Source organism: Enterobacter cloacae complex sp. 397G4 (genome assembly GCF_050031515.1).
Classification (GTDB): Bacteria; Pseudomonadota; Gammaproteobacteria; order Enterobacterales; family Enterobacteriaceae; genus Enterobacter; species Enterobacter hormaechei_C.
The window spans coordinates 4,657,248-4,680,392 of record NZ_JBLGWE010000001.1 but is presented as its reverse complement, the minus strand read 5'-3'; the positions used below and the strand labels follow the sequence as shown (position 1 = coordinate 4,680,392).

Below are 23,145 nucleotides of genomic sequence, written 5' to 3'. Positions count from 1 at the left end.
GCTGAGACGCAGCAAATTTTTAACGTGGAAAGGCCTGCTGGCAATTACAGATTTTTATCTTCTCATTACGATATTTGGTTTATTTCTGAATTTATGACCGCGATCGGATTTTAAAAAGCGTAACCTATTAATTACATTTGATTCTGGAATGCGCGCCGAAAAATAGTTTGTCTGCGCATTATTTTGCGAGCCAGCGCACAATTGCGCATTATCTCAATAGCAGTGTGAAATAACGTAATTGAGCAACCTCCAATGTCTATTCACTATTACTCCAGAAGCAAGACCACGCCGCATACCCTGATTATGGAGCTCAATATGCAAGCTTATTTCGACCAACTCGATCGCGTTCGTTTCGAAGGCACGAAAACGACCAATCCTTTAGCATTTCGTCACTACAACCCGGATGAGCTGGTGCTGGGTAAGCGCATGGAAGATCACTTGCGCTTTGCCGCCTGCTACTGGCACACCTTCTGCTGGAACGGTGCCGATATGTTCGGCGTGGGCTCTTTTGACCGTCCATGGCAACAGCCGGGCGAGGCCATTGAGCTGGCGAAGCGTAAAGCCGACGTCGCGTTCGAGTTCTTCCATAAGCTGAACGTGCCGTACTACTGTTTCCACGATGTGGACGTGTCGCCGGAAGGGGCATCGCTGAAAGAGTATCTGAACAATTTCGCGCAGATGGTCGACGTACTGGCTGAAAAACAGCAGCAAAGCGGCGTCAAGCTGCTCTGGGGTACGGCTAACTGCTTTACCAATCCTCGCTATGGCGCGGGTGCGGCAACCAACCCGGACCCGAAAGTCTTCAGCTGGGCGGCAACCCAGGTCGTGACCGCGATGAACGCCACGCATCAGCTGGGCGGTGAGAACTATGTACTCTGGGGTGGTCGTGAAGGCTATGAAACGCTGCTGAATACCGACCTGCGACAGGAGCGTGAGCAGATTGGTCGCTTTATGCAGATGGTTGTGGACCACAAACACAAAATCGGTTTCCGCGGCACGCTGCTGATTGAGCCAAAACCACAGGAGCCAACCAAGCATCAGTATGATTATGATGTCGCCACCGTGTATGGCTTCCTGAAGCAGTTTGGTCTGGAAAAAGAGATCAAAGTGAATATTGAGGCTAACCACGCTACCCTGGCGGGCCACTCGTTCCATCACGAAATTGCCTCTGCGATTGCGCTGGGCATCTTCGGCTCTGTCGATGCTAACCGTGGTGATCCACAGCTGGGCTGGGATACCGACCAGTTCCCGAACAGCGTAGAAGAGAATGCGCTGGTGATGTACGAGATCATCAAAGCGGGCGGTTTCACCACCGGCGGCCTGAACTTCGACGCCAAAGTGCGTCGCCAGAGCACCGACAAATATGATCTGTTCTACGGGCATATTGGCGCGATGGACACCATGGCGCTGGCGCTGAAAGTGGCGGCCCGTATGATTGAAGACGGTGAGCTGGATAAGCGCGTGGCGAAGCGCTACAGCGGCTGGAACAGTGAGCTGGGCCAGCAAATTTTGAAAGGTCAGTTATCGCTTGCGGAGATCGCGAAGTACGCTGAACAGCATCAGCTTGCGCCGCAGCATCAGAGTGGCCATCAGGAGCTGCTGGAAAACCTGGTCAATCACTACCTGTTCGATAAATAACAGCATCCAGGCCCGGTAAGCGCAGCGCCACCGGGCATTTTCGTCAAAGGAGCCACCACATGTATATCGGGATCGATCTTGGCACGTCGGGGGTGAAAGCCATCCTGTTAAGCGAGCAGGGCGATGTATTAGCCACGCAGACTGAAAAGTTGCAGGTTTCACGTCCGTATCCGCTTTGGTCGGAACAAGATCCGGAGCAGTGGTGGCAGGCGACAGAGCGTGCGATGAAAGCCTTAGGCGAGCAGCATAGCCTGCGCGACGTGAAAGCGCTGGGCATTGCCGGGCAAATGCATGGCGCAACGTTGCTGGATAGTCAGCATCGCGTTCTGCGCCCGGCTATTCTCTGGAACGATGGCCGCTGTGCGGAAGAGTGCGCGATCCTTGAGGAGCGTGTGCCTGCATCCCGTGAAATTACGGGCAACCTGATGATGCCCGGTTTTACCGCGCCAAAACTCCTGTGGGTGCAGCGCCATGAGCCTGAGATTTTTCGTCAGGTGGCGAAGGTTCTGTTGCCGAAAGACTACCTGCGTTTTCGCATGACGGGGGATTTTGCCAGCGACATGTCTGACGCCGCGGGCACGATGTGGCTCGACGTGGCGAAACGGGACTGGAGCGAGGCGATGCTGGATGCCTGCCAGCTGACGCGCGACCATATGCCTGCGCTGTTTGAAGGCAGTGAAATCACGGGGGCTTTACAGCCTTCTGTTGCTGAACGCTGGAACATGCCAGCCGTACCTGTCGTTGCCGGCGGCGGCGATAATGCGGCGGGTGCGGTCGGCGTGGGGATGGTCGAGGCAGGGCAGGCCATGCTCTCACTCGGTACCTCCGGCGTCTATTTTGCCGTCAGTGACGGGTATCGTAGCAACCCTGGAAGCGCCGTACACAGCTTCTGCCACGCGTTGCCGGGTAAATGGCATTTGATGTCGGTGATGCTGAGCGCGGCTTCCTGCCTCGACTGGGCGGCAAAGCTAACCGGAATGGCGGACGTCCCGGCGCTTATCACAGCGGCACAGCAGGCAGATGATAATGCCGGTGCGGTCTGGTTTTTACCGTACCTTTCCGGCGAGCGGACGCCGCATAACAACCCGGAAGCGAAAGGGGTGTTCTTCGGTCTTACCCATCAGCACGGCCCGGCAGAGCTTGCGCGCGCGGTGCTTGAAGGCGTTGGCTATGCTCTGGCGGACGGAATGGATGTCGTGCATGACTGTGGACTGACGCCATCCAGCATTACGTTAATTGGCGGCGGTGCACGAAGCAGCTACTGGCGGCAAATGCTTTCCGATATCAGCGGGTTGCAGCTGGACTATCGTACGGGAGGCGATGTCGGCCCGGCGCTCGGTGCGGCACGGCTGGCGCAAATTGCGCTGAACCCGGATAAACCACTGCACCAGCTTTTGCCCCAGCTGCCGCTTGAACGGCAGCATCGTCCTGATGCGAAAAATCATGCTCGCTATGCTGAAAGACGAGACGTGTTCCGCAAAATCTATCAGCAGCTTTTGCCGCTAATGTCATAAACAGGAGCCGGGTGGCGCTAACGCTTACCCGGCCTACCAGCCTTCAACCGGGTTAGCTTACAAACCTGCGCGTATCGATTCTTTGCAGCAACATTGACAGCAGCAGGCTGACAACCAGCGTAACGGTAAATATCCAGACAATATCCAGCACCGGCCAGCTTTTAAGCTCAACGCCGCGGGTGCGCAGGGCGTGGATCACCAGCGCGTGAAAACCGTAAATGCCCAGCGAGTGGCGAGAGATAAACCCCAGCACCGGAAGCGGGCGGGCATTCAGGGTGTTTTTAACCAGCGTCAGCAGAGAGATCGCGCAGATAAAGACCATCGGCCCGCAGTAGAGATACCAGGTATCGGCAAAGTTGCCGCGCCATTGCAGCTCATGCAGCGTCCCGCGAGAGATAATAAACACACCGACGAGAAACGCGGCCGCGCATAGCCAGTTTATTCCTCGCTTTTGCGTCTCCATCATGCCAATGGCGCGCCCCAGCATGCCGTACAGCACGTAATAAAACGTATCTCCGGTGATATAAAGGTTAACGGGCAGCCATTCAAAGCCATCAATTTTCTGTGAAACGGTATTCGGGTTGGCCACGATCCCGATTATTACCATCAAGGCCAGCAGCATTTTACCGCTGACGTTTTTTACCTGAATTAACGGTGACACCAGATAGATAACGATTATCGCGAAGAAAAACCACAGATGATAGAACACCGGTTTTTGCAACAAATTGAGCAGGGAACGTTCAGCGTTAATTGAAGTGAACAGGATGATATAGAGCAGCGAAATGGCGCTGTAAAACAGCAGACAGGAGACAATACGGATGAAATGTCTTGGCTGCGCGCTACGCTCGCCAAAAAAGAGAAAACCGGAAATCATAAAGAACAGCGGGACGCTCACGCGGGAGGCCGAGTTCAGAATATTGGCGACATCCCAGTTAACAGGGCTGATACTGTGCGCGTTCGTGACATACCAGGTCGTTGTGTGGATCATCACCACCATCAGACAGGCTATTCCCCGCAGGTTATCAATCCAGTTAATTTTTGACTGCATCAGTTCCTCTGTATTCCTGATAAAAAAAGTGTGACTGCGATTGTGTAAAACTTTTCCCTTGGAAAATTCTGAGTTTAGCCAGGCTAACTTGTAGGGAGCTGGCGAGATTCGCAGAATGACGGACTTTAATCTATAAACGTGTTGCTACTAAAAATAACAGCCACTGACCAGGGCGGTAATAAAAATGATGATGAAGCGTGGGGTGTCACTCTTTCTGCTGCTCTTATTAACAGGATGCAGTGCTTCTGAGGAGATACCTGTCCAAAAAGCGCAGCAGGGGAAAATGAGCCCGGAGCGTTCCCTGAATATGGAACAGCTGTGCAGGGATCAGGCGGCTCACCGCTATAATTCCGAAGCACAGAAAATTTATATAAACGGCTTCGAGCGCTTTCAGGGCAGCTATGAACTGAAAGGCTATACGGCGCGTAAAGAGGGCTTTGTCTGCTCTTTTGATGCAGACGGCCAGTTTTTACATCTCTCAATGCGTTAAATTGCTCGTATAAGCAGCAACCAGAGCCTTCGCAGGTTCTGGCTGTAGGGCTTATTCCCCAATTTTCCCTAAACAACCCCGTTTCGTACTGTATATCTTGCAGCCAGCGGGTATACTGATCCCTTCCATTTAAAACCACACGTATCCAGCACGAAATACTATGCAAAAGTTTGATACCAAGACCTTCCAGGGCCTGATCCTGACCTTACAGGATTACTGGGCTCGTCAGGGCTGCACCATTGTTCAACCTTTGGACATGGAAGTTGGCGCAGGCACCTCACACCCGATGACCAGCCTGCGCGCGTTAGGGCCAGAGCCAATGGCGACCGCCTATGTGCAGCCATCCCGTCGTCCGACCGATGGCCGTTACGGCGAAAACCCGAACCGTTTGCAGCACTACTATCAGTTCCAGGTGGTGATTAAGCCATCACCCGACAACATTCAGGAACTGTACCTCGGGTCACTGAAAGAGCTGGGTATGGATCCAACCATTCACGACATTCGTTTCGTGGAAGATAACTGGGAAAACCCAACGCTGGGTGCCTGGGGTCTGGGTTGGGAAGTGTGGCTGAACGGCATGGAAGTGACCCAGTTCACTTACTTCCAGCAGGTTGGCGGTCTGGAATGTAAACCGATTACCGGCGAAATCACCTATGGTCTGGAACGTCTGGCCATGTACATTCAGGGCGTAGACAGCGTTTACGACCTGGTCTGGAGCGACGGCCCGCTGGGTAAAACCACCTACGGCGACGTGTTCCATCAGAACGAAGTGGAGCAATCCACCTATAACTTCGAATACGCGGACGTGGACTTCCTGTTCACCTGCTTCGAGCAGTACGAGAAAGAAGCCCAGCAGCTGCTGGCGCTGGAGACTCCGCTGCCGCTGCCTGCCTACGAGCGTATTCTGAAGGCTGCCCACAGCTTCAACCTGCTGGATGCCCGCAAAGCGATCTCCGTGACTGAACGTCAGCGCTACATTCTGCGTATTCGTACCCTGACCAAAGCCGTTGCAGAAGCTTACTACGCGTCCCGTGAAGCCCTTGGCTTCCCGATGTGCAACCGAAACAAATAAGAGGCGGCCATGTCTGAGAAAACTTTCCTGGTGGAAATCGGCACTGAAGAGCTGCCACCAAAAGCCCTGCGCAGCCTGGCTGAATCTTTCGCTGCGAACGTCACTGCTGAGCTGGATAACGCTGGCCTGGCGCACGGTAAAATTGAGTGGTTTGCTGCGCCGCGTCGTCTGGCGCTGAAAGTGGCAAACCTGGCGGCGTCCCAGCCGGATCGCGAAGTTGAAAAACGTGGCCCGGCCATTGCTCAGGCGTTCGACGCGGAAGGCAAGCCGAGCAAAGCGGCAGAAGGCTGGGCGCGCGGCTGCGGCATCACCGTTGATCAGGCTGAGCGTCTGACCACCGACAAAGGTGAATGGCTGCTGTACCGTGCCCATGTGAAAGGCGAAAGCGCCGAAGCGCTGCTGCCTGACATGATCGCGACCTCGCTGGCAAAATTGCCGATTCCTAAGCTGATGCGTTGGGGCGCGTCCGACGTACACTTTGTGCGTCCGGTTCACACCGTGACCCTGCTGCTGGGCGATACCGTTATCCCGGCGACCATTCTGGGCGTGGCGTCCGATCGCGTGATCCGCGGCCATCGCTTTATGGGCGAGTCGGAGTTCACTATCGACAATGCTGACCAGTACCCGCAGATCCTGCTGGAGCGCGGCAAGGTCATTGCTGACTACGAACAGCGTAAAGCCAAAATCAAAGCGGACGCAGAAGACGCGGCGCGCAAAATTGGCGGTAATGCCGATCTGAGCGACAGCCTGCTGGAAGAGGTGACTTCGCTGGTCGAATGGCCGGTTGTACTGACCGCGAAATTCGAAGAGAAATTCCTGGCCGTTCCGGCAGAAGCGCTGGTTTACACCATGAAGGGTGACCAGAAGTACTTCCCGGTTTACGCCAACGACGGCAAGCTGCTGCCAAACTTCATCTTCGTGGCGAACATCGAATCGAAAGATCCGAGCCAGATTATCTCCGGTAACGAGAAAGTGGTGCGTCCGCGTCTGGCGGATGCCGAGTTCTTCTTCAATACCGACCGTAAAAAACGTCTGGAAGACAACCTGCCGCGTCTGCAAACCGTACTGTTCCAGCAGCAGCTGGGTACGCTACGCGACAAGACCGACCGTATCGCGGAGCTGTCCGGCTGGATTGCCCGTGAAATTGGCGCCGACGTTAACCACGCTACCCGTGCGGGCCTGCTCTCCAAGTGCGACCTGATGACCAACATGGTGTTCGAATTTACCGACACTCAGGGCGTGATGGGTATGCACTACGCGCGTCACGATGGCGAAGCGGAAGACGTGGCGGTAGCCCTGAACGAGCAGTATCAGCCGCGCTTTGCCGGTGACGATCTGCCGTCTAACCCGGTTGCCTGCGCCGTGGCGATTGCCGATAAGATGGACACCCTGGCGGGTATCTTCGGTATCGGTCAGCATCCGAAAGGCGATAAAGACCCGTTTGCGCTGCGTCGCGCTGCGCTGGGCGTGCTGCGAATCATCGTAGAGAAGAACCTCAACCTCGATCTGCAAACGCTGACCGAAGAAGCGGTACGTCTGTACGGCGATAAGCTGACCAACGCGAAGGTTGTGGATGATGTTATCGACTTTATGCTCGGTCGTTTCCGCGCGTGGTATCAGGACGAAGGTTACTCCGTTGATACCATTCAGGCGGTGCTGGCGCGTCGTCCGACCCGTCCGGCAGATTTCGATGCGCGTATGAAAGCGGTATCCCACTTCCGTACGCTGGAAGCGGCGTCTGCGCTGGCCGCGGCCAACAAGCGTGTATCCAACATCCTCGCGAAATCCGACGAAACGCTGAACGAGCGCGTCAACGCTGCAACCCTGAAAGAGCCGGAAGAGATTTCTCTGGCGATGCAGGTTGTGGTGCTGCGCGACAAGCTGGAGCCGTATTTCGCGGAAGGTCGCTACCAGGAAGCGCTGGTGGAGCTGGCAGAGCTGCGTGACGTCATCGACGCCTTCTTCGAGAAGGTGATGGTGAACGTGGAAGATAAAGAGCTGCGGATTAACCGTCTCTCGATGCTTGAGAAACTGCGTGAGCTGTTCCTGCGCGTGGCGGATATTTCGCTGCTGCAATAACGTAAAAAACCCGCCCCTGACAGGCGGGAAGAACGGCAACTAAACTGTCTCTCTTCGCCAATGGCGCCATAACTGCGTTGGCTGCGCTCGTTCACCCGAATCACTTACTAATGTAAGCTCATCGGGATTCGCTCGCTTGCCGCCTTGTTCTGACGTCATTGGCTTTGAGATACTTTTCCTTATTTACACCCTCTCAAACACCGTCGCGATCCCCTGACCCAACCCGATACACATCGTTGCCAGTCCGAACTGGGCATCTTTGCGTTCCATCAGGTTAATCAGCGTGGTACTGATACGCGCCCCGGAGCAGCCCAGCGGGTGACCGAGGGCGATCGCGCCGCCGTTGAGGTTAATCTTCTCGTCGATCTGATCCATCAGCCCCAGATCTTTAATGCACGGCAGGATCTGCGCGGCGAACGCTTCGTTCATCTCGAACAGGTCGATATCACTTGCGCTCAGCCCCGCTTTTTTCAGCGCCAGTTTTGACGCCGGAACCGGGCCGTAGCCCATGATGGAAGGATCGCAGCCCACGACCGCCATCGAACGCACGCGGGCGCGTGGCGTCAGGCCTAATTCGCGGGCGCGGCTTTCGCTCATTACCAGCATCGCGGCGGCACCGTCGGACAGGGCAGACGAGGTGCCCGCCGTTACCGTACCGGTGACCGGATCAAACGCCGGACGCAGGGTAGAAAGCGCTTCGACCGTGGTTTCCGGGCGGATAACTTCGTCGTAGCTGAACTGCTTCAGTACGCCGTCTGCGTCGTGACCGCCGGTTGGGATGATCTCATTCTTAAAGGCACCAGACTGCGTGGCGGCCCAGGCGCGGGCATGCGAGCGTGCGGCAAACGCATCCTGCATCTCACGGCTGATGCCGTGCAGACGGGAGAGCATCTCGGCGGTCAGGCCCATCATACCGGCGGCTTTCGCCACGTTGCGGCTCATGCCAGGATGGAAATCGACCCCGTGGCTCATCGGCACGTGGCCCATGTGCTCCACGCCGCCCACCAGACAGGCCTGCGCATCGCCGGTCATGATCATCCGCGCCGCGTCGTGCAGCGCCTGCATCGACGAACCGCAAAGACGGTTGACGGTGACGGCCGGAACCGAATGCGGGATCTCCGCCAGCAGGGACGCGTTACGGGCAATGTTGAAGCCCTGCTCCAGCGTCTGCTGGACGCAGCCCCAGTAGATATCGTCCAGCGCAGCAGGATCCAGCGCCGGGTTACGCGCCAGCAGGCTACGCATCAGGTGCGCGGAGAGATCTTCCGCACGCACGTTACGGAATGCACCGCCTTTTGAACGGCCCATCGGGGTGCGAATCGCATCAACAATGACAACCTTTTCCATTGTGACTCCTTAAGCCGTTTTCAGTTCGCCAACCGGACGGGCTGGCTCAACTGCTGGGTAGTAGGGTTCGTTATGGCGCGCTTTGTTACGCAGCCCTTCCGGCACCTCATAAAGCGGGCCGAGGTGCTGGTACTGCTGAGCCATATCGAGATAGCGGGCGCTGCCGAGCGTATCCAGCCAGCGGAACGCGCCTCCGTGGAACGGAGGGAAGCCGAGGCCGTACACCAGCGCCATATCCGCTTCTGCCGGGCTGGCGATAATGCCTTCTTCGAGGCAGCGCACCACTTCGTTGACCATCGGGATCATCATCCGGGCGATGATCTCATCGTCGGTGAAGTCGCGTTTTGGCTGACTGACGTCGGCCAGCAGGCCATCCACCGCCGGATCTTCTTCTTTCTTCGGTTTGCCTTTGCTGTCTTCTTTATAGCGCCAGAAGCCCAGACCGTTTTTCTGCCCGAAGCGGTTGGCGTCGAACAGGGCATCAATGGCGTCGCGATAATCTTTCTGCATGCGCTGCGGGAAGCCCGCCGCCATCACCGCCTGCGCGTGATGGGCAGTGTCGATGCCGACAACGTCCAGCAGATACGCCGGGCCCATCGGCCAGCCGAACTGTTTTTCCATCACTTTGTCGATTTTGCGGAAGTCTGCGCCGTCGCGCAGAAGCTGGCTGAAGCCGGCGAAGTACGGGAACAGCACGCGGTTAACGAAGAAGCCCGGGCAGTCGTTAACCACGATCGGCGTTTTGCCCATCTTGCTCGCCCACGCCACCACTTTGGCGATGGTTTCGTCGGAGGTTTTTTCCCCTCGGATCACTTCGACCAGCGGCATGCGGTGCACCGGGTTAAAGAAGTGCATCCCGCAGAAGTTTTCCGGACGCTTCAGCACGCTCGCCAGTTCGCTGATAGGAATGGTGGAGGTGTTAGAGGCCAGCACGGTTTCCGGACGCACCTTGTCTTCGGTTTCGGCCAGCACCGCTTTTTTCACTTTCGGGTTCTCGACGACCGCTTCAACCACCACGTCCACACGGTCGAAACCGCTGTATTCCAGCACTGGCTGGATGGTGGAGATCACGCCTGCAAGCTTCAGACCATCAATTTTGCCGCGCTCAAGCTGTTTATTCAGCAGCTTGGCCGCTTCGGTCATGCCCAACGTCAGGGATTTCTCGTTGATGTCCTTCATTACCACCGGCACGCCTTTCCAGGCAGACTGATAGGCGATGCCGCCCCCCATAATGCCCGCGCCGAGTACCGCCGCGTGTTTTGGCGTTTCAACGTTTTTGGTGAGTTGTTTGGCTTTGCCTTTCACGAACTGATCGTTAAGGAAGATACCAACCAGCGCGCGGGCTTCGTTGGTGTGCGCCAGCGGGACAAAGCTCTGGTTTTCAAGCTTCAGAGCGTCATCACGGCCCAGACGGGCTGCCGCTTCAATGGTTTTCACCGCCGTGATCGGCGCCGGGTAGTGTTTACCCGCCGTCTGCATCACCATGCCTTTGGCGATGGTGAAGCTCATGGTGGCTTCAATTTTGCTGAGCTTTAATGGCTCCAGCTTTGGCTGACGTTTGGCTTTCCAGTCGAGATCGCCGTTAATCGCCTGACGCAGAATGGCGACAGCGCCTTCAACCAGTTTTTCAGGCTTAACCACGCCGTCCACCAGGCCGATTTTCTGTGCCTGTTCCGCGCCCACATCTTTACCTGCGGCAATGATTTCCAGCGCGCTGTCGGCACCCAGCATGCGCGGCATACGCACGGAACCGCCAAAGCCCGGCATGATGCCCAGCTTGGTTTCCGGCAGGCCGATACGCAGGTCCGGCGTGGCGAGACGGTAATCGGTTGCTAATACACATTCACAGCCGCCGCCCAGCGCGTAACCGTTAACGGCGGAAAGGGTCGGGACAGGCAGATCTTCCAGACGATTAAAGACGCTGTTCGCGAAGTGCAACCACTGGCTCAGCTGTTCTTCGGGCACCAGGAACAGCGACAGGAATTCGGTGATATCCGCGCCAACGATAAAGGCCGCTTTGTTGGAGCGCAGCAGCAGCCCTTTTAAATCTGATTGCTTTTCAAGTACATCCAGCGCCTGGCCAAGACTGGCCACCGTCGCGGTATCAAGCTTGTTCACTGAGCCGGGGGCATCGAACACCAGTTCGGCAATGCCATCTTCCAGCCAGTCTACGTACAGGGTGTCACCTTTGTAGAGCATGTCGGTCTCCTGAATCCAGCAATTGGATCTGGTCATACCAGATGAAACGGAGTGTGGAATTTATGTTAATAAAATGCAAATTAGTCATTAAGAAATTGCTGCGCTGATCACGGTCGGTGGAAATCACGCAGCCGCAGTGAGGTGTGCTAAGATGCGATGACTTGAGGTCAATAAAACGAAAGGAAGAATGATGGACTCACTGGCTTCGCTTTATAAAAATCATATCGTTACCCTACAGGAACGTACCCGCGATGTACTGGCCCGCTTCAAGCTGGATGCCCTACTGATCCACTCCGGCGAGCTGATGAATACTTTTCTTGATGACCATGCTTATCCCTTCAAGGTTAACCCGCAGTTTAAAGCCTGGGTGCCTGTCACGCAGGTTCCAAATTGCTGGCTGCTGGTGGATGGCGTGAACAAGCCGAAACTGTGGTTCTACCTGCCGGTCGATTACTGGCACAACGTGGAGCCGCTGCCGACCTCATTCTGGACCGAAGAAATTGACGTGATTGCGCTGCCAAAAGCAGACGGCATTGGCAGCCAGCTGCCAGCGGCGCGCGGCAACATCGGCTACATTGGTCCGGTTCCTGAGCGTGCGCTGGGTCTGGATATTCCGGCAGATAAACTCAACCCGAAAGGCGTGCTGGATTATCTGCACTACTATCGCGCCTACAAGACCGACTACGAACTTTACTGCATGCGTGAAGCGCAAAAAACGGCGGTGAATGGCCACCGTGCGGCGCACGAAGCGTTCCAGTCCGGTATGAGCGAGTTCGATATTAATCAGGCCTACCTGACGGCGACCGGCCACCGCGATACCGACGTGCCGTACAGCAACATCGTGGCGCTGAATGAACATGCCTCGGTTCTGCACTACACCAAACTGGATCATCAGGTTCCGGCTGAGATGCGCAGCTTCCTGCTGGACGCGGGGGCTGAGTACAATGGTTATGTGGCAGACCTGACCCGTACCTGGGCGGCGAATGCGGACACCGATTTTGCGCAATTGATCAAAGATGTGAACGACGAACAGCTGGCGCTGATTGGCACCATGAAGGCCGGAACCAGCTACGTGGATTATCACATCCAGTTCCATCAGCGTATCGCTAAACTGCTGCGTAAGCATCAGATTGTCAAAGACATGAGCGAAGAGGCGATGGTTGAGAACGATCTGACCGGGCCATTTATGCCGCATGGTATCGGTCACCCGCTGGGTTTGCAGGTTCATGACGTCGCGGGCTTTATGCAGGATGATACCGGTACGCACCTGGCGGCACCGTCTAAATATCCTTATCTGCGCTGCACCCGCGTTCTGGCGCCGCGTATGGTATTGACCATCGAGCCGGGCATCTACTTTATTGAATCCCTGCTGGCGCCGTGGCGCGAAGGGCAATTCAGCAAGCACTTCAACTGGGAGAAAATTGAAGCGCTGAAGCCGTATGGCGGTATTCGTATCGAGGATAACGTGGTTATTCACGAGAACAGCATTGAGAACATGACGCGAGATCTGAAGCTGGCCTGATGGAAAGCTGGCTGATACCGGCCGAGCCGGTCACCTTTGTTGAGGAAATCAAGAAAAGCCGCTTTATCACGCTGCTGGCGCATACCGACGGCGTGGAGGCGGCGAAGGCGTTCGTCGAGTCCGTCCGCGCGCAGCACCCCGATGCCCGCCATCACTGTGTGGCGTGGGTCGCAGGGCCGCCAGACGACTCACAGCAGCTCGGGTTTTCTGACGACGGTGAACCGGCGGGTACGGCCGGAAAACCGATGCTATCCCAGTTGATGGGCAGCGGCGTGGGTGAAATCACCGCCGTTGTTGTCCGCTACTACGGGGGCATTTTGTTAGGCACCGGAGGGCTGGTTAAAGCCTACGGAGGTGGTGTCCAGCAAGCGCTTAATCTGCTGATAACAACCCGCAAAACGCCACTTACGGAATATACTTTGTTATGCGATTACGCCCAGCTATCGGGTATCGAAGCACTGCTTAAACAGTTTAACGGTGTCATCGCACACAGTGATTATCAGGCAATGGTGCAATTACGCGTGGCGCTTCCTCAGGCGGAACTGGCTGCTTTTTCAGCAAAACTCGCTGATTTTAGTCGCGGTTCATTGCAATTACTGCCGATTGAAGAATAATCCCCACCTCACAATTTTGAATACCTAAGGAAGCGGCAGAGATGCATTTTCGTGCCATTACCCGAATCGTTGGATTGCTGGTCATACTTTTCTCCGGGACAATGATCATTCCCGGACTGGTGGCGCTCATCTACCGGGACGGCGCGGGGCGTGCATTTACGCAAACCTTTTTTGTCGCGCTGACGATTGGCTCCCTGCTGTGGTGGCCAAACCGCCGTGAGAAAGGTGAACTGAAATCCCGGGAGGGGTTTCTGATTGTGGTCCTGTTCTGGACGGTACTGGGAAGCGTGGGTGCGCTGCCGTTTATCTTCTCCGAACAACCGAATCTCACCGTCACGGATGCGTTTTTTGAATCGTTCTCCGGATTAACGACCACCGGGGCTACCACGCTGGTGGGGCTGGATTCGCTCCCGCATGCGATTCTCTTTTACCGGCAGATGCTCCAGTGGTTCGGCGGTATGGGGATCATCGTCCTGGCGGTAGCTATCCTGCCGATTCTGGGCGTCGGGGGGATGCAGCTTTACCGGGCGGAGATGCCCGGCCCGCTGAAAGATAACAAGATGCGCCCGCGTATTGCGGAGACGGCGAAAACCCTGTGGCTTATCTATGTCCTGCTGACGGTGGCCTGCGCGCTGGCGCTGTGGTTTGCCGGGATGCCTGCGTTTGATGCCATTGGGCATAGCTTTGCGACTATTGCTATCGGCGGGTTCTCCACCCACGACGCCAGCGTCGGCTACTTCGACAGCCCGACAATCAATACCATCATTGCCATCTTTTTGCTGATCTCAGGCTGTAACTACGGTCTACACTTCTCGTTGCTTAGCGGACGGAGCCTGAAGGTGTACTGGCGCGACCCGGAGTTCCGGATGTTTATTGGCGTCCAGCTGACCCTGGTGGTTATCTGTACCCTGGTACTGTGGTTCCACGATGTTTATAACTCGGCGGTCACGACCCTGAACCAGGCCTTCTTCCAGGTGGTATCGATGGCGACAACCGCTGGTTTCACCACGGACAGTATTGCGCGTTGGCCATTGTTCCTGCCGGTGCTGCTGTTGTGCTCTGCGTTTATCGGCGGTTGCGCCGGGTCAACGGGCGGCGGTCTGAAGGTGATCCGCATCCTGCTGCTGTTCAAGCAGGGGAACCGTGAGCTGAAACGTCTGGTCCACCCGAATGCGGTTTACAGTATTAAGCTGGGGAACCGCGCGCTGCCGGAGCGCATCCTCGAAGCGGTGTGGGGATTCTTCTCCGCTTATGCGCTGGTCTTTATTGTCAGTATGCTGGCGATTATCGCCACGGGCGTGGATGATTTCTCTGCCTTCGCCTCTGTGGTGGCAACGTTAAACAACCTGGGGCCGGGGCTGGGCGTCGTGGCGGATAACTTCGCCAGTATGAACCCGGTGGCGAAGTGGATCTTAATCGCCAATATGCTGTTTGGGCGTCTTGAGGTCTTTACGCTGCTGGTGCTGTTTACCCCAACATTCTGGCGTGAGTAAGGAGACATTGGTGAAAACGTTAATTCTTTTCTCAACGCGTGACGGACAAACGCGTGAGATTGCTTCATATCTGGCTTCCGAACTCAAAGAGCTGGGCATTTATTCTGATGTGGTGAACCTGAATCGCACAGAGCAGATTGCCTGGCAGGATTACGACCGCGTGGTCATTGGCGCTTCAATTCGTTACGGCCATTTCCATCCGGCGCTGGATCGCTTTGTGAAAAAGCATACGGCGGAGCTCGCTCAACTGCCTGGCGCGTTTTACTCGGTCAACCTGGTTGCCCGTAAAGCGGAGAAGCGTACGCCGCAGACCAACAGCTATACGCGCAAGTTTTTGCTAAGTTCGCCATGGCAGCCCGATATCTGTTCTGTCTTTGCTGGCGCGCTGCGTTACCCGCGTTACCGCTGGTATGACCGCTTTATGATCCGCCTGATCATGAAAATGACGGGCGGGGAAACGGATACGCGTAAAGAAGTGGTTTATACCGACTGGGCCCAGGTCGCCAGTTTTGCCCGTGAAATTGCGCGTTTAACGGACGATGCGCGGGATAAATAAGCGTTGAGTTTGAAAAGTGAGCGAACGAAATTTTTTTTGTATTTAGTGCTTGTCACTTCAGAAGAACTCCCTATAATGCGCCTCCACTGACACGGAACAACGGCACGCAAGCCGCCGGGTCAGCAGAGAAAAGCAAAACAAACGCTTGACTCTGAAGCGGGAAAGCGTAATATGCACACCCCGCGCCGCAGCGAAAACGAAGCGGCACTGCTCTTTAACAATTTATCAGACAATCTGTGTGGGCACTCAAAGTGACATGGATTCTTAATGTCCTCGGACACTAAATGAATACCAAGTCTCAACGAGTGAACACGTAATTCATTACGAAGTTTAATTCATTGAGCATCAAACTTTTAAATTGAAGAGTTTGATCATGGCTCAGATTGAACGCTGGCGGCAGGCCTAACACATGCAAGTCGAACGGTAACAGGAAGCAGCTTGCTGCTTTGCTGACGAGTGGCGGACGGGTGAGTAATGTCTGGGAAACTGCCTGATGGAGGGGGATAACTACTGGAAACGGTAGCTAATACCGCATAACGTCGCAAGACCAAAGAGGGGGACCTTCGGGCCTCTTGCCATCGGATGTGCCCAGATGGGATTAGCTAGTAGGTGGGGTAACGGCTCACCTAGGCGACGATCCCTAGCTGGTCTGAGAGGATGACCAGCCACACTGGAACTGAGACACGGTCCAGACTCCTACGGGAGGCAGCAGTGGGGAATATTGCACAATGGGCGCAAGCCTGATGCAGCCATGCCGCGTGTATGAAGAAGGCCTTCGGGTTGTAAAGTACTTTCAGCGGGGAGGAAGGTGTTGAGGTTAATAACCTCAGCAATTGACGTTACCCGCAGAAGAAGCACCGGCTAACTCCGTGCCAGCAGCCGCGGTAATACGGAGGGTGCAAGCGTTAATCGGAATTACTGGGCGTAAAGCGCACGCAGGCGGTCTGTCAAGTCGGATGTGAAATCCCCGGGCTCAACCTGGGAACTGCATTCGAAACTGGCAGGCTAGAGTCTTGTAGAGGGGGGTAGAATTCCAGGTGTAGCGGTGAAATGCGTAGAGATCTGGAGGAATACCGGTGGCGAAGGCGGCCCCCTGGACAAAGACTGACGCTCAGGTGCGAAAGCGTGGGGAGCAAACAGGATTAGATACCCTGGTAGTCCACGCCGTAAACGATGTCGACTTGGAGGTTGTGCCCTTGAGGCGTGGCTTCCGGAGCTAACGCGTTAAGTCGACCGCCTGGGGAGTACGGCCGCAAGGTTAAAACTCAAATGAATTGACGGGGGCCCGCACAAGCGGTGGAGCATGTGGTTTAATTCGATGCAACGCGAAGAACCTTACCTACTCTTGACATCCAGAGAACTTTCCAGAGATGGATTGGTGCCTTCGGGAACTCTGAGACAGGTGCTGCATGGCTGTCGTCAGCTCGTGTTGTGAAATGTTGGGTTAAGTCCCGCAACGAGCGCAACCCTTATCCTTTGTTGCCAGCGGTTCGGCCGGGAACTCAAAGGAGACTGCCAGTGATAAACTGGAGGAAGGTGGGGATGACGTCAAGTCATCATGGCCCTTACGAGTAGGGCTACACACGTGCTACAATGGCGCATACAAAGAGAAGCGACCTCGCGAGAGCAAGCGGACCTCATAAAGTGCGTCGTAGTCCGGATTGGAGTCTGCAACTCGACTCCATGAAGTCGGAATCGCTAGTAATCGTGGATCAGAATGCCACGGTGAATACGTTCCCGGGCCTTGTACACACCGCCCGTCACACCATGGGAGTGGGTTGCAAAAGAAGTAGGTAGCTTAACCTTCGGGAGGGCGCTTACCACTTTGTGATTCATGACTGGGGTGAAGTCGTAACAAGGTAACCGTAGGGGAACCTGCGGTTGGATCACCTCCTTACCTTAAAGAACCTGCCTTTGCAGTGCTCACACAGATTGTCTGATGAAAAACAGCAGTAAAAAACCTCTACAGGCTTGTAGCTCAGGTGGTTAGAGCGCACCCCTGATAAGGGTGAGGTCGGTGGTTCAAGTCCACTCAGGCCTACCAAATTTGCGAAGCAAATTTGAAGAGGTTGTTTATACGATGGGGCTATAGCTCAGCTGGGAGAGCGCCTGCCTTGCACGCAGGAGGTCTGCGGTTCGATCCCGCATAGCTCCACCATCTTTTACTGCGAACACAAGAAAACTTCAGAGTGAACCTGAAAAGGTGCACTGCGAAGTTTTGCTCTTTAAAAATCTGGATCAAGCTGAAAATTGAAACGACACACAGCTCATGTGTGTTCGAGTCTCTCAAATTTTCGCAATCAGAAGTGAAACATCTTCGGGTTGTGAGGTTAAGCGACTAAGCGTACACGGTGGATGCCCTGGCAGTCAGAGGCGATGAAGGACGTGCTAATCTGCGAAAAGCGCCGGCGAGGTGATATGAACCCTTGACCCGGCGATGTCCGAATGGGGAAACCCAGTGCAATCCGTTGCACTATCGTTAACTGAATACATAGGTTAACGAGGCGAACCGGGGGAACTGAAACATCTAAGTACCCCGAGGAAAAGAAATCAACCGAGATTCCCCCAGTAGCGGCGAGCGAACGGGGAGCAGCCCGGAGTCTGAATCAGCTTGTGTGTTAGTGGAACGGTCTGGAAAGTCCGACGGTACAGGGTGATAGTCCCGTACACGAAAGCACACTTGCTGTGAACTCGAAGAGTAGGGCGGGACACGTGGTATCCTGTCTGAATATGGGGGGACCATCCTCCAAGGCTAAATACTCCTGACTGACCGATAGTGAACCAGTACCGTGAGGGAAAGGCGAAAAGAACCCCGGCGAGGGGAGTGAAAAAGAACCTGAAACCGTGTACGTACAAGCAGTGGGAGCCTCTTTATGGGGTGACTGCGTACCTTTTGTATAATGGGTCAGCGACTTATATTCTGTAGCAAGGTTAACCGTATAGGGGAGCCGAAGGGAAACCGAGTCTTAACTGGGCGTTAAGTTGCAGGGTATAGACCCGAAACCCGGTGATCTAGCCATGGGCAGGTTGAAGGTTGGGTAACACTAACTGGAGGACCGAACCGACTAATGTTGAAAAATTAGCGGATGACCTGTGGCTGGGGGTGAAAGGCCAATCAAACCGGGAGATAGCTGGTTCTCCCCGAAAGCTATTTAGGTAGCGCCTCGTGAACTCATCTTCGGGGGTAGAGCACTGTTTCGGCTAGGGGGCCATCCCGGCTTACCAACCCGATGCAAACTACGAATACCGAAGAATGTTATCACGGGAGACACACGGCGGGTGCTAACGTCCGTCGTGAAGAGGGAAACAACCCAGACCGCCAGCTAAGGTCCCAAAGTCATGGTTAAGTGGGAAACGATGTGGGAAGGCACAGACAGCCAGGATGTTGGCTTAGAAGCAGCCATCATTTAAAGAAAGCGTAATAGCTCACTGGTCGAGTCGGCCTGCGCGGAAGATGTAACGGGGCTAAACCATGCACCGAAGCTGCGGCAGCGACACTATGTGTTGTTGGGTAGGGGAGCGTTCTGTAAGCCGTTGAAGGTGTGCTGTGAGGCATGCTGGAGGTATCAGAAGTGCGAATGCTGACATAAGTAACGATAAAGCGGGTGAAAAGCCCGCTCGCCGAAAGACCAAGGGTTCCTGTCCAACGTTAATCGGGGCAGGGTGAGTCGACCCCTAAGGCGAGGCCGAAAGGCGTAGTCGATGGGAAACAGGTTAATATTCCTGTACTTGGTGTTACTGCGAAGGGGGGACGGAGAAGGCTATGTCAGCCGGGCGACGGTTGTCCCGGTTTAAGCATGTAGGCGGAGGTTCCAGGTAAATCCGGTACCTTGTTAACGCTGAGGTGTGATGACGAGGCACTACGGTGCTGAAGTGATAAATGCCCTGCTTCCAGGAAAAGCCTCTAAGCATCAGGTAACACGAAATCGTACCCCAAACCGACACAGGTGGTCAGGTAGAGAATACCAAGGCGCTTGAGAGAACTCGGGTGAAGGAACTAGGCAAAATGGTGCCGTAACTTCGGGAGAAGGCACGCTGATGTGTAGGTGAAGCCCCTGCGGGTGGAGCTGAAATCAGTCGAAGATACCAGCTGGCTGCAACTGTTTATTAAAAACACAGCACTGTGCAAACACGAAAGTGGACGTATACGGTGTGACGCCTGCCCGGTGCCGGAAGGTTAATTGATGGGGTTAGCGGCAACGCGAAGCTCTTGATCGAAGCCCCGGTAAACGGCGGCCGTAACTATAACGGTCCTAAGGTAGCGAAATTCCTTGTCGGGTAAGTTCCGACCTGCACGAATGGCGTAATGATGGCCAGGCTGTCTCCACCCGAGACTCAGTGAAATTGAACTCGCTGTGAAGATGCAGTGTACCCGCGGCAAGACGGAAAGACCCCGTGAACCTTTACTATAGCTTGACACTGAACACTGGTCCTTGATGTGTAGGATAGGTGGGAGGCTTTGAAGCGTGGACGCCAGTCTGCGTGGAGCCAACCTTGAAATACCACCCTTTAATGGCTGGTGTTCTAACGTAGACCCGTAATCCGGGTTGCGGACAGTGTCTGGTGGGTAGTTTGACTGGGGCGGTCTCCTCCCAAAGAGTAACGGAGGAGCACGAAGGTTGGCTAATCCTGGTCGGACATCAGGAGGTTAGTGCAATGGCATAAGCCAGCTTGACTGCGAGCGTGACGGCGCGAGCAGGTGCGAAAGCAGGTCATAGTGATCCGGTGGTTCTGAATGGAAGGGCCATCGCTCAACGGATAAAAGGTACTCCGGGGATAACAGGCTGATACCGCCCAAGAGTTCATATCGACGGCGGTGTTTGGCACCTCGATGTCGGCTCATCACATCCTGGGGCTGAAGTAGGTCCCAAGGGTATGGCTGTTCGCCATTTAAAGTGGTACGCGAGCTGGGTTTAGAACGTCGTGAGACAGTTCGGTCCCTATCTGCCGTGGGCGCTGGAGAATTGAGGGGGGCTGCTCCTAGTACGAGAGGACCGGAGTGGACGCATCACTGGTGTTCGGGTTGTCATGCCAATGGCACTGCCCGGTAGCTAAATGCGGAAGAGATAAGTGCTGAAAGCATCTAAGCACGAAACTTGCCCCGAGATGAGTTCTCCCTGAGACCTTGAGTCTCCTGAAGGAACGTTGAAGACGACGACGTTGATAGGTCGGGTGTGTAAGCGCAGCGATGCGTTGAGCTAACCGATACTAATGAACCGTGAGGCTTAACCTTACAACGCCGAAGGTGTTTTGGCGAAGAGACAGACACGATTTTCAGCCTGATACAGATTAACAGAATTTGCCTGGCGGCTTTAGCGCGGTGGTCCCACCTGACCCCATGCCGAACTCAGAAGTGAAACGCCGTAGCGCCGATGGTAGTGTGGGGTCTCCCCATGTGAGAGTAGGGAACTGCCAGGCATCAAACAAGTGAAGAGGCCATCCGGAAGGATGGCCTTTTTGCGTTTCTGCACCTGCTTCCTTTCCATAAACAAATCACCTATCCCCCCATATATACGGTAAACTATCCCGGTTTTTGCATCAGGATAGCGTCTATGAATCACTCCCTTAAGCCCTGGAATACCTTTGGTATTCAACGGAATGCTAATCAAATTGTACGTGCCGACAGTGCTCAGCAGTTGCTGAATGCATGGCAAAACGCAACAGAAAACGGTGAACCCGTACTTATTCTGGGCGAAGGAAGTAATGTCCTGTTTCTCGATGATTTTGCGGGGACGGTAATCGTCAATCGCATCATGGGGATTGAGCGTAAAGAGAGCGCTGACAGCTGGCATTTACACGTGGGTGCTGGCGAGAACTGGCACCATCTGGTGCAATATACCCTTGAAAAAGGGATGCCAGGGCTGGAAAACCTGGCTCTGATCCCGGGCTGTGCAGGATCATCTCCTATTCAAAACATCGGTGCCTACGGCATCGAACTGAAACACGTCTGCGAATATGTCGACTGCATCGAACTCGCGACTGGAACGGCGAAGCGCCTGACCGCAGAGCAGTGCCGCTTTGGCTATCGCGACAGCATTTTCAAGCACGACTATCAGGATCGTTTCGTCATTGTGGCCGTTGGCCTGCGCCTGGCGAAAGCCTGGAAACCCGTTCTGACTTACGGCGATCTGACCCGTCTCGACCCGGCTACCGTCACACCGCGTGAGGTATTTGATTCCGTATGCCACATGCGAATGACCAAGCTCCCGGACCCGAAAGTAAACGGAAATGCGGGCAGTTTCTTCAAAAACCCGGTGATCAGCAGCGAAAATGCAAAAGCGTTTCTCGCCGGCTGGCCAACGGCCCCGCATTATCCTCAGGCGGATGGTAGCGTGAAGCTGGCCGCAGGCTGGCTTATCGATCAGTGTGAATTAAAAGGTACGACTCTTGGTGGCGCTGCTGTTCATCGTCAGCAGGCGCTGGTACTGATCAACCAGTCCAACGCGACAAGTGAGGATGTCGTCAACCTGGCGCATCATGTTCGCCAGCGCGTGGGCGAAAAATTCAACGTCTGGCTGGAGCCTGAAGTTCGCTTTATTGGCCGAACGGGCGAAGTGAATGCCGTGGAGACCATTGCGTGAAGGACAATACTATCCCGTTAACTCTCATCGGTATCCTTGCCGATGGCGAGTTTCATTCTGGCGAGCAGCTGGGCGAACAGCTGGGCATGAGCCGTGCTGCGATCAATAAGCATATTCAAACGCTCCGCGACTGGGGCGTGGATGTGTTTACGGTGCCAGGAAAAGGCTACAGCCTGCCGGAACCGATCCAGTTACTGAATGAAGAGGTCATCCGCAGCCAGATTGGGCACGGTAACGTCGCGGTATTGCCGGTCATTGATTCGACGAACCAGTATCTGCTGGATCGCCTGAGCGAGCTGAAATCCGGTGATGCCTGCGTTGCCGAGTACCAACAGGCAGGACGTGGCCGCCGGGGGCGTAAGTGGTTCTCACCATTTGGCGCCAACCTCTACCTTTCCATGTACTGGCGGCTTGAACAGGGGCCAGCTGCGGCCATCGGGCTGAGCCTGGTCATCGGCATTGTGATGGCAGAGGTGCTGCACGATCTGGGTGCCGATCAGGTGCGGGTAAAATGGCCCAACGATCTGTATCTCAACGATCGAAAGCTGGCGGGGATCCTGGTTGAACTGACGGGAAAAACAGGCGATGCCGCACAGATCGTCATTGGGGCGGGACTGAACATGGTGATGCGAAACGTGCAGAACGATGTCGTGAACCAGGCCTGGACCAACTTGCAGGAAGCGGGGATCACCATCGATCGCAATACGCTTGCCGTCCGCATGATCAATGAGTTGCGTAGTTCGCTGACGCTCTTTGAACAAGAGGGGTTAGCGCCATTCCTGTCTCGCTGGGAAAAACTGGATAACTTTATTAACCGACCGGTGAAGCTGCTGATTGGGGATAAAGAGATTTACGGCACATCACGCGGCATTGACGCGCAGGGCGCGTTGCTTCTTGAACAGGATGGCGTGATTAAGCCCTGGGTGGGCGGTGAAATTTCGTTACGAAGTGCGGAGTAACCCTCTCCCCACAGGGGAGAGGGTGTAGCAGGT

The 23,145-nt window shown here is 55.1% G+C and carries 14 protein-coding genes, 2 tRNA genes and 3 rRNA genes; 16 read left to right on the top strand and 3 right to left on the bottom strand.

The annotated features are described in order from the left end of the window. Nucleotides 1-315: 315 nt before the first annotated feature. On the top strand, nt 316-1,638 hold the full coding sequence (gene xylA / locus ACQG1Y_RS22560; RefSeq protein ID WP_368740924.1) for a xylose isomerase: 1,323 nt from the start codon (nt 316-318) through the stop codon (nt 1,636-1,638). Between the two features lie 59 nt (nt 1,639-1,697). Continuing rightward, nucleotides 1,698-3,152, top strand: a complete 1,455-nt coding sequence (xylB, locus tag ACQG1Y_RS22555; protein WP_032669007.1) for a xylulokinase — start codon at nt 1,698-1,700, stop codon at nt 3,150-3,152. Between the two features lie 52 nt (nt 3,153-3,204). On the opposite strand, the gene ACQG1Y_RS22550 is transcribed toward xylB, so the two are convergent. Next, the gene (locus tag ACQG1Y_RS22550) at nt 3,205-4,200 is read right to left on the bottom strand and encodes an acyltransferase (RefSeq protein ID WP_023304607.1); all 996 of its coding nucleotides are present in this window, start codon (nt 4,198-4,200) and stop codon (nt 3,205-3,207) included. Nucleotides 4,201-4,384: 184 nt separating this feature from the next. Between ACQG1Y_RS22550 and ACQG1Y_RS22545 the strand changes: the two genes are divergently transcribed. The 3 genes from ACQG1Y_RS22545 to glyS all read left to right on the top strand — a co-directional run bounded on the left by ACQG1Y_RS22545 (nt 4,385) and on the right by glyS (nt 7,841). Beyond that, the gene (locus tag ACQG1Y_RS22545; protein ID WP_063135494.1) at nt 4,385-4,690 is read left to right on the top strand and encodes a YsaB family lipoprotein; all 306 of its coding nucleotides are present in this window, start codon (nt 4,385-4,387) and stop codon (nt 4,688-4,690) included. Between the two features lie 160 nt (nt 4,691-4,850). Then, nucleotides 4,851-5,762 carry a glycine--tRNA ligase subunit alpha gene (gene glyQ, locus ACQG1Y_RS22540; protein WP_003860141.1) on the top strand — a complete coding sequence of 304 codons (912 nt, stop codon included), beginning with the start codon at nt 4,851-4,853 and terminating at the stop codon, nt 5,760-5,762. Nucleotides 5,763-5,771: 9 nt separating this feature from the next. Next, nucleotides 5,772-7,841, top strand: coding sequence for a glycine--tRNA ligase subunit beta (gene glyS / locus ACQG1Y_RS22535; RefSeq protein WP_015572740.1), 2,070 nt, complete (start codon nt 5,772-5,774; stop codon nt 7,839-7,841). 183 nt (nt 7,842-8,024) lie between these two features. Here the strand turns inward: glyS and fadA are convergent, their stop codons facing one another. Both fadA and fadB read right to left on the bottom strand, forming a co-directional pair. Next, the gene (fadA, locus tag ACQG1Y_RS22530; RefSeq protein ID WP_000416981.1) at nt 8,025-9,188 is read right to left on the bottom strand and encodes an acetyl-CoA C-acyltransferase FadA; all 1,164 of its coding nucleotides are present in this window, start codon (nt 9,186-9,188) and stop codon (nt 8,025-8,027) included. Between the two features lie 9 nt (nt 9,189-9,197). Beyond that, a complete protein-coding gene (fadB, locus tag ACQG1Y_RS22525; protein WP_032669010.1) occupies nt 9,198-11,387 on the bottom strand; it encodes a fatty acid oxidation complex subunit alpha FadB in 2,190 nt (729 codons plus the stop codon). Between the two features lie 190 nt (nt 11,388-11,577). On the opposite strand from fadB, the gene pepQ reads away from it, so the two are divergent. The 11 genes from pepQ (at nt 11,578) to birA (ending at nt 23,112) form a co-directional block, all read left to right on the top strand. After that, nucleotides 11,578-12,909 carry a Xaa-Pro dipeptidase gene (pepQ, locus tag ACQG1Y_RS22520; RefSeq protein ID WP_368740923.1) on the top strand — a complete coding sequence of 444 codons (1,332 nt, stop codon included), beginning with the start codon at nt 11,578-11,580 and terminating at the stop codon, nt 12,907-12,909. Next, nucleotides 12,909-13,523: an IMPACT family protein gene (locus ACQG1Y_RS22515; RefSeq protein WP_015572737.1), complete on the top strand. Its 615-nt coding sequence runs from the start codon at nt 12,909-12,911 to the stop codon at nt 13,521-13,523. The genes pepQ and ACQG1Y_RS22515 overlap by 1 nt, the downstream gene beginning before the upstream one ends. A 41-nt stretch (nt 13,524-13,564) precedes the next feature. After that, entirely contained in the window at nt 13,565-15,016 is a 1,452-nt protein-coding gene (gene trkH, locus ACQG1Y_RS22510; protein ID WP_006808591.1) for a Trk system potassium transporter TrkH, read from the top strand. A 10-nt stretch (nt 15,017-15,026) separates the two neighbouring features. Then, a complete protein-coding gene (gene hemG, locus ACQG1Y_RS22505) occupies nt 15,027-15,572 on the top strand; it encodes a menaquinone-dependent protoporphyrinogen IX dehydrogenase (protein WP_017382603.1) in 546 nt (181 codons plus the stop codon). 355 nt (nt 15,573-15,927) lie between these two features. Next, nucleotides 15,928-17,469, top strand: a 16S ribosomal RNA gene (locus tag ACQG1Y_RS22500). Between the two features lie 70 nt (nt 17,470-17,539). Then, nucleotides 17,540-17,616 (top strand) — tRNA-Ile (locus ACQG1Y_RS22495). Between the two features lie 38 nt (nt 17,617-17,654). Further along, nucleotides 17,655-17,730 (top strand) — tRNA-Ala (locus ACQG1Y_RS22490). Between the two features lie 170 nt (nt 17,731-17,900). Next, nucleotides 17,901-20,805, top strand: a 23S ribosomal RNA gene (locus tag ACQG1Y_RS22485). A 69-nt stretch (nt 20,806-20,874) separates the two neighbouring features. Continuing rightward, nucleotides 20,875-20,990, top strand: a 5S ribosomal RNA gene (rrf, locus tag ACQG1Y_RS22480). The 16S, 23S and 5S rRNA genes sit together here with 2 tRNA genes alongside, the layout of an rRNA operon. A gap of 134 nt (nt 20,991-21,124) precedes the next feature. Further along, nucleotides 21,125-22,153, top strand: coding sequence for a UDP-N-acetylmuramate dehydrogenase (gene murB / locus ACQG1Y_RS22475; protein WP_032672220.1), 1,029 nt, complete (start codon nt 21,125-21,127; stop codon nt 22,151-22,153). Continuing rightward, nucleotides 22,150-23,112: a bifunctional biotin--[acetyl-CoA-carboxylase] ligase/biotin operon repressor BirA gene (birA, locus tag ACQG1Y_RS22470; RefSeq protein WP_017384195.1), complete on the top strand. Its 963-nt coding sequence runs from the start codon at nt 22,150-22,152 to the stop codon at nt 23,110-23,112. The genes murB and birA overlap by 4 nt, the downstream gene beginning before the upstream one ends. The last annotated feature ends 33 nt before the right edge of the window (nt 23,113-23,145 follow it).